Source organism: Flavobacterium sp. Leaf359, assembly GCF_001423985.1.
Classification (GTDB): domain Bacteria; phylum Bacteroidota; class Bacteroidia; order Flavobacteriales; family Flavobacteriaceae; genus Flavobacterium; species Flavobacterium lindanitolerans.
Map to the genome: position 1 here is coordinate 44,087 of NZ_LMPW01000001.1, position 6,784 is coordinate 50,870.

The 6,784-nt window shown below is 37.8% G+C and carries 1 protein-coding gene; it reads left to right on the plus strand.

Annotation, left to right across the window (positions count from 1 at the left end; all coding sequences use genetic code 11):
* The first annotated feature begins 8 nt into the window (after positions 1-8).
* Positions 9-6,587, plus strand: a complete 6,579-nt coding sequence (locus tag ASG38_RS00150; RefSeq protein WP_056065398.1) for an RHS repeat-associated core domain-containing protein — start codon at positions 9-11, stop codon at positions 6,585-6,587.
* Positions 6,588-6,784 lie beyond the last annotated feature (197 nt).

Genomic DNA, 6,784 nt, shown 5'->3' on the forward strand with positions numbered 1-6,784 from the left:
GATATCCTATGCGCAGATTTCTTACACTATGCACATTTTTTCTGTTGGTTTTCAATTCTGTTTCAGCACAGCAGCAACAGTCAATTCCCTTACAATTCGATGTTTCCGGCTATAGCCAGGACCAAAACGAAGCTCATAGATTTGATGCTTCTTCAATGGATACAATTCCTTCTATAAAAGCTGAGATGAATGTAAATGAAGCCGGAGCATTAACTTATTTATTGCCTATTGAGGTGCTTAAGGGTGTCAATAGTTTTCAACCCAATTTAGCCTTAGCTTATAATAGCCAGTCAGGTAACGGAACGGCCGGATGGGGCTGGAATATAATGGGACTATCCATGATTACCCAAGGAGGAAAAAGCAAGCTTATTGACGGTGTAACGATAGGGGTGCAATATGACGGACAGGATCCTTTTTATCTGGATGGAGAAAGATTGTTGAAAGTTTCAGCTACTACGTATGTAACAGAAAAATATTCTAAAATTAAAATTACAAAACAGTCGACAGGATCAGAATTTGGTTTTATCATACAGTATACGGATGGCAGAATAGCAAAATATAAAGAATTGGTTCCCGGACAATATTATATAGCAACATTGATTGATGCTCTTGATAATGAGGTGCATTATGCCTACAATATAACCAGTAATGTGCCGGTACTGACAACCATATCTTATGGAGGTAATTCGGCAGCTAACGACAAATTCTTTGTAGAATTTATTTACAATGACAGGACGACCATTACAAAGTCATACAGAAATGGGACAGGATATTTCTCGTCTAAAATCCTGTCTGAGATACGAGTCAAGTCAACCTATCTAACTGCAAATAACGGGTTATATAGAAAATACAAGCTGTTTTTTGACAGGATACAAAGCTACACCACAGAGCGCCTAATCAAAATAACTGTAGAAAATGAAAATGGTGCTGCCTTAAAGCCTTTAAAGTTTAATTATAATAGTGCTACTACTGGTGTTATAGAGAGTTCAAGTTCTTATATTAATAACTGGCCTTTTCAAACCATAGGATTAGGGAGTGTTGTCGTTGGAGATTTTTACGGAACGGGTGTTCCCAGTCCGATTTATGAAACAAAAGAATCGGAAACCAATTTCAAACTTTACAATCCTAAAACCGGTACAATTTCAAGTTATTCAAAGTCAAAAGATTATTTTTCGGGAAAGGTGCTTCGTGACAATAAAATATCAGAAGCAGATGACCTGATAGCATTACAGACTGACTATCCGGGAGGAACTACCAATCCTTCAACACTTGTTGACAAACTTACATTCAAGACAACAAGTCTTTCCACAGGGCAGGCAAAAACAATCCTGATGGATTTAAAAGGAGGATTAAATGAGATTAATGGAACCAGAGATGATAGGCCCAGGAATTTTGTTTCAGGAGATTTTAATAATGACGGTTTGGTTGATCTTCTGATTTTTGAGCGGCTGAACCTAAATCGTATACAGAAGGTATATTTTGCAGAAATAGGATTGTTGCCAGGAGGAACAGCGGTTCCTGCTACAGTAGCATGTCCTGCTTTAGGAATAGATGACAAGACTGATTTTTATATCATAGAGTTTGACGGTGACGGAGTACCGGAAATAATGGTGGTAAACAGGACGACCAATAAATACACAATCCTTAAATTCAATTCAGTAACTAACACACTCACAGCTATTGCGGGACAGACCAATATAGCACTTACCAATTTTACGGAGAAGACCCCTATCATTTTTGGAGATTTTAATGGCGATGGACTTACGGATTTTATAACTCCACAGAAAATCTATAACCTTGAAGGTTCTACAGCTGCAAGAGAGCTCAGTGAGATGGAAACGGAAACATTATTGTGGTGGCAATATATTTCAACAGGTCAGTCATTTGTAAAAACTCAAAAAGATTTCACCCAGCAAAAATTGGCTTATATAGCCACTTCGCAACGAAATGTGATGAAAAAATCGTCAACATGGGATAAAATATGGTCTGGAAAACCGGATACCTATCAATATACGGAATATGCTACATCTACTATTCTTGCCGCTGATTTCAACAATGACGGAAAGACGGATCTTATCACGGTAAGGAAATTTGGAAAGGCAAAGTACGATCTTTCAGGAAGACTCTCTTTGACAAACATACAGCCCCTTAATTCTTTTGAGAATGTTAGTCCCGTAAATGCCAACAGAATATTTTTCCATGAAACAAGAAACCTGCCTGACGGTTCACAGACATTACATAACCTGAGTACGACCATAGCGCTTGATAATGTCAACATATCTCCATTGTCACTAATTCTTAACTATTCGGATTATAATTACCTTAATACTTATAAGACAGGGATACTGATTCACGATCCTATACTAAGAAATGATAAAAAATTTATCATTAACAATGATAATTTTATTGAAGGACAGCTCAGAGAAGTTGACAATGGCAGTCCGGTTCGTCAAAGAATCGAATATAGGGCGATGGCTGAAAAACAAAGCACCTATGAAGACGCTGCTTATTCCACAGAGAGTACACAGCTAAACTATCCGTATTATGTACATAAAAATATCGGGACAAATTATCTGGCCTACAAAGTACATACACTGTTTGATGACAAAATCATAACTAAAGAATACCGCTACCGTAACGGGATACAGCATTTAGGAGGAAAAGGATTTTTAGGATTCCAAAAAACTTTCGTGAGCGATCCTTATGAAAGCATTTTCGAAAACGGAAAGTATCGCATGAAAGATATTTTTAAAGGGCATTTCTGGAAAACAAATACTTATGATCCTCTGATGGAAGGTGCTTTGCTCTCTACAGCCTATGGTAGCTTGAATATGAATTCAATCTTTAGCCTTTCCACGGCAAACAGCAGCCGATTTGACAAAGGAGGTAACCGATACTTGATTCTTACTACCTCTGAAACCAATAAAGATTTCCTGAAAAACATTACCATTTTCAAAAGTTATGAATATGATACTGCAGGTGATTTACTGCTTAAAAAAATTAATACCAGCTATAACAGTATAGGTTCTTCTGTAGAAGAATATACCTATGAGCCGGAATCGTCAAGCGGACAGCATTACCATTTTGGCAGGATTACAACAACGACGAATACGACCAGGAAAGGAAGCGACTCCTTTTCTACCAAAGAAGAACAATTTTTTAATGCCAATGGAACCGTATACCAGACCAAAAAATATGGTAATGCTACGTTGCCAATTGTAACTGATTTTACTTATTATCCTTTTGGAGGAACCAAATCACAGGCCGTATCTGCTAATGGTATTGCACCTGTTACTACAACTTATGAATATGATGTGACGAACAGATATATACGTAAGACAACAGATGCCGAAGGTATGATAAGTACAGCCAATGTTAATGCTCTTGGAAAGACTTTGTCTGAGGTGTCACCGTTGGGGCATACAACTTCCTATCGTTATGATGATTGGGGGAATATAAAGGAAACAACGGATTATTTAGGTAAAAAGACAACCTTTGCCAAAAATATAACACCTAATGAACCATTGGGTTACTATTCTATTTCTGTTAAAAAGGAAGGAGGAGCTGAAATAATTAGCATTAAAGATATTTTTGACAGGACAATTAAGACTAAAAGCGAGACAGCCAACGGACTTTGGGCCATTACAGAAACTGAATATGATCTGTTTGGAAAAAAGATCAAAGAAAGTGAACCTTACTTTGACGGTGACCCTATATTATGGAATACAATTGAATATGATGCAATAGACAGGGCGGTCAAACATACTTCTTTTACAGGAAAAGTCATGACAACCTGTTATGAAGGATTGAAAGTAACCGTTGAAGACGGACATAAAAAAATGATAAAGGTTGCTGATGCAATGGGCCATATCATAAAGCATCAGGACGGTGGCGGAGAAATATTTTATAAATATTACCCTAATGGAGCTTTGAAAGAAGCTAATTATGATGGTGTCATTACCAAAATTGAAATAGACGGTTGGGGAAACAAGACCAAACTCATTGATCCTTCAGCCGGAACCTACCGTTATGAATATGACAATTTCAGCCGGATTAAAAAAGAAATAAATCCAAAAGGTGGTTATACGGAATATACTTATGATGATTTTGGCAAGATCATTTCTGAAAACACATCGAGCCCAGCAGAGAATACTGTTATAGCAAAAAATTACAGTTATGACAGTACTACCAAGCTTCCAACTGTGGTTTCAGGAACCTATAACGGGAAGTCCTACACTTATACGACTTTTTATAACGATCCGTATCATAGGATAACCGGAAAAAAAGAACAGACTCCTGATTTTACCTACCTGACAACACTAACGTATGGCGACTATGGGCGAGTTGACATGACCGAATTCAAAACGACTATTAGCAACCCTAATTATACAACCACTTCACAAGTGAGTAACAAATATGATTCCAGGGGAATATTAATTAGTCAGACCGATGCTGAAACTTCAGCAGTAATTTGGGAACTTGGTACGACCAATGCACAAGGAGCAATCACAAATATGAGTTTTGGTAACGGTTATGGTATGAGCGTTACATACAATAGAAATAACCTGTCTTTGGAAAAAATCAGACACAACAGGCGTAATGGCACTTTAATCAACATCGATTATAATTATGATGTACAGAAAGGTATATTGTTGAGTCGGAATAATCTTGTTTTTGGCAAAAACGAAACCTATACTTATGATGATCTGGACAGACTATTGTCAGAATCCGTAAACGGAAGCGTCGTACAGCAGTATACTTATGACAAGCGTGGACGCATGACCTCCAACAGCGAGGTGGGTAGTTATAACTATAATACGCAGGATTATAGGCTACAGAGTGTTGATTTTAATGCGAACGGTAGCAATCTGAATACCAACAGAGGATTTGCAGAAATACAATATAATGCGTTTAAGAATCCGAATGAAATAGTTTTGGAAGGAAAGGATCGGATTTCTTATGACTATTCGATACTGAAAACCCGAAGTGCCATTTATTATGGCAGCATGGATGCCACCGCTGCGGCAAGACCAAACCGAAAATTTTATTCATCGGATAAAAGCATCGAAATCGTCAAAGAGAACGGTACTGTCAAAATTATTACGTATATTACCGGTGATGCCTATACGGCCAATTACATGAAAGTGGACCAGCTTTTTGCTGACGGGCAGGTAAGCTCCGGAAAGTATTTTTTACATCGGGATAACCAAAATACCATTCTGGCCATTTCAGGCGGTTATGGAAATGTAATAGAAAGACGTTATTTTGATGCATGGGGCAACCTGAAAGAGGCAAAGCTTGGAAGTAGCGACACTTCTGTGCTTCCAAATGCTTTGGGTTGGATTAACAGCCTGTTGATTGATAGGGGGTATACAGGGCATGAGCACCTAAAAACGGTAGGGCTCATCCATATGAACGGTAGGCTTTATGATCCTGCATTACGCAGGTTCCTGTCGCCAGACAATTATGTACAGGATGTTTATAATACGCAGAATTTTAACCGTTACGGGTATACGTTAAATAACCCATTATTATATACTGACCCTAGTGGTGAGTTTATAGTAGAGGTATTAATAGGGGTTGCAGTTGCAGTAGTGCTTAATGGAATCAATAACTCCATCAATAAAATACCTTTCTGGTATGGTTCCGGAAAAGCGGGCGTTGTAGGAGGTGTAAGTGCAGCGATAAGCTTAGGTATAGGAGAAGTAATGAAAGGAGCTTTTTCATCCGCCTTTAGCACAGCCGTAGTGCAGGCAGGATTGCACGGTTTTACAGGTGGCTTATTGTCAATGGCCAACGGAGGAGATTTTTTAAGCGGTTTTGCTGCCGGGGCAGTAAGTTCTTTGATTAGTAGTGGGCTTCAGTATCTTGGAAATGTCGATGGCTTTTATCTTGATGATGATTACACAAAATGGACCAGTACAGCCACAAGAAACCCTAATCTGTTTAAAGGTGCTATGATTGCAGCAGGTGGATTAAGTGGTGGATTAAGCAGTACTATTGCCGGAGGAAAGTTTGTTGATGGATTTAGGCAGGGAGTAATTACCAGCGGTTTAAACCATGTGGCACATATGGTAGTAGGTAAAATACAAGAGTATAAAACAATAAATGAACTTCTGGAAAATGCAGGTTATGATCCGAATGCAACTGCTTTATTAGACAATGCCGGAGCAAAAGACTTTGCAAGTAAAGTGTTTCCGGATATGTATAGCCAAGCGAATTCTCCTGATTTTGAATTTGTAGAAGGATTAAAAAGCAAAAGTGGGCAGTCATCGGCAGGACAGGCAGGTATAAAAGTAACTCAGAATTTAGAAACTGAAGTTTATACAGTTAAGTTTACAGGACTTATTAAACTTAATACTTATGCAAAAAACACATACCATAATTTAGCCGCGACTATGGGACATGAATTAAGCCATGCTATTGACGCAGTATCCGGGAATTATACTAAGTGGTATAATAAACATAAGAGTGAGGGAGCTAGAGCAATTTCTGAAGACAGAGCCTATCAATGGGAATTAAATCATGGCTCATTGTTATATAACCCCCAAGAACACCAATATTGGAAAAATTTAATGCCTCGCTAATATGAAAAAGATAATTTTTATTTGTTTCGTCCTTATAGGATGCGCAAAATATAATCGAAGTGAAATCCGATCCGATATAGATATCAGGCTAACTAACACTTCAATAAAAGATAGCACTGATTTAAAAATAACCATAACCAACAATTCTCCAAAGAATTATTATCTTTTATATAGCAGTAAAAGTGTAAATGATATAA

Coding starts and splice junctions, on each gene's coding strand:
- ASG38_RS00150 (WP_056065398.1), top strand. CDS start 9: ATGCGCAGATTTCTTACACTATGCACATTTTTTCTGTTGGTTTTCAAT.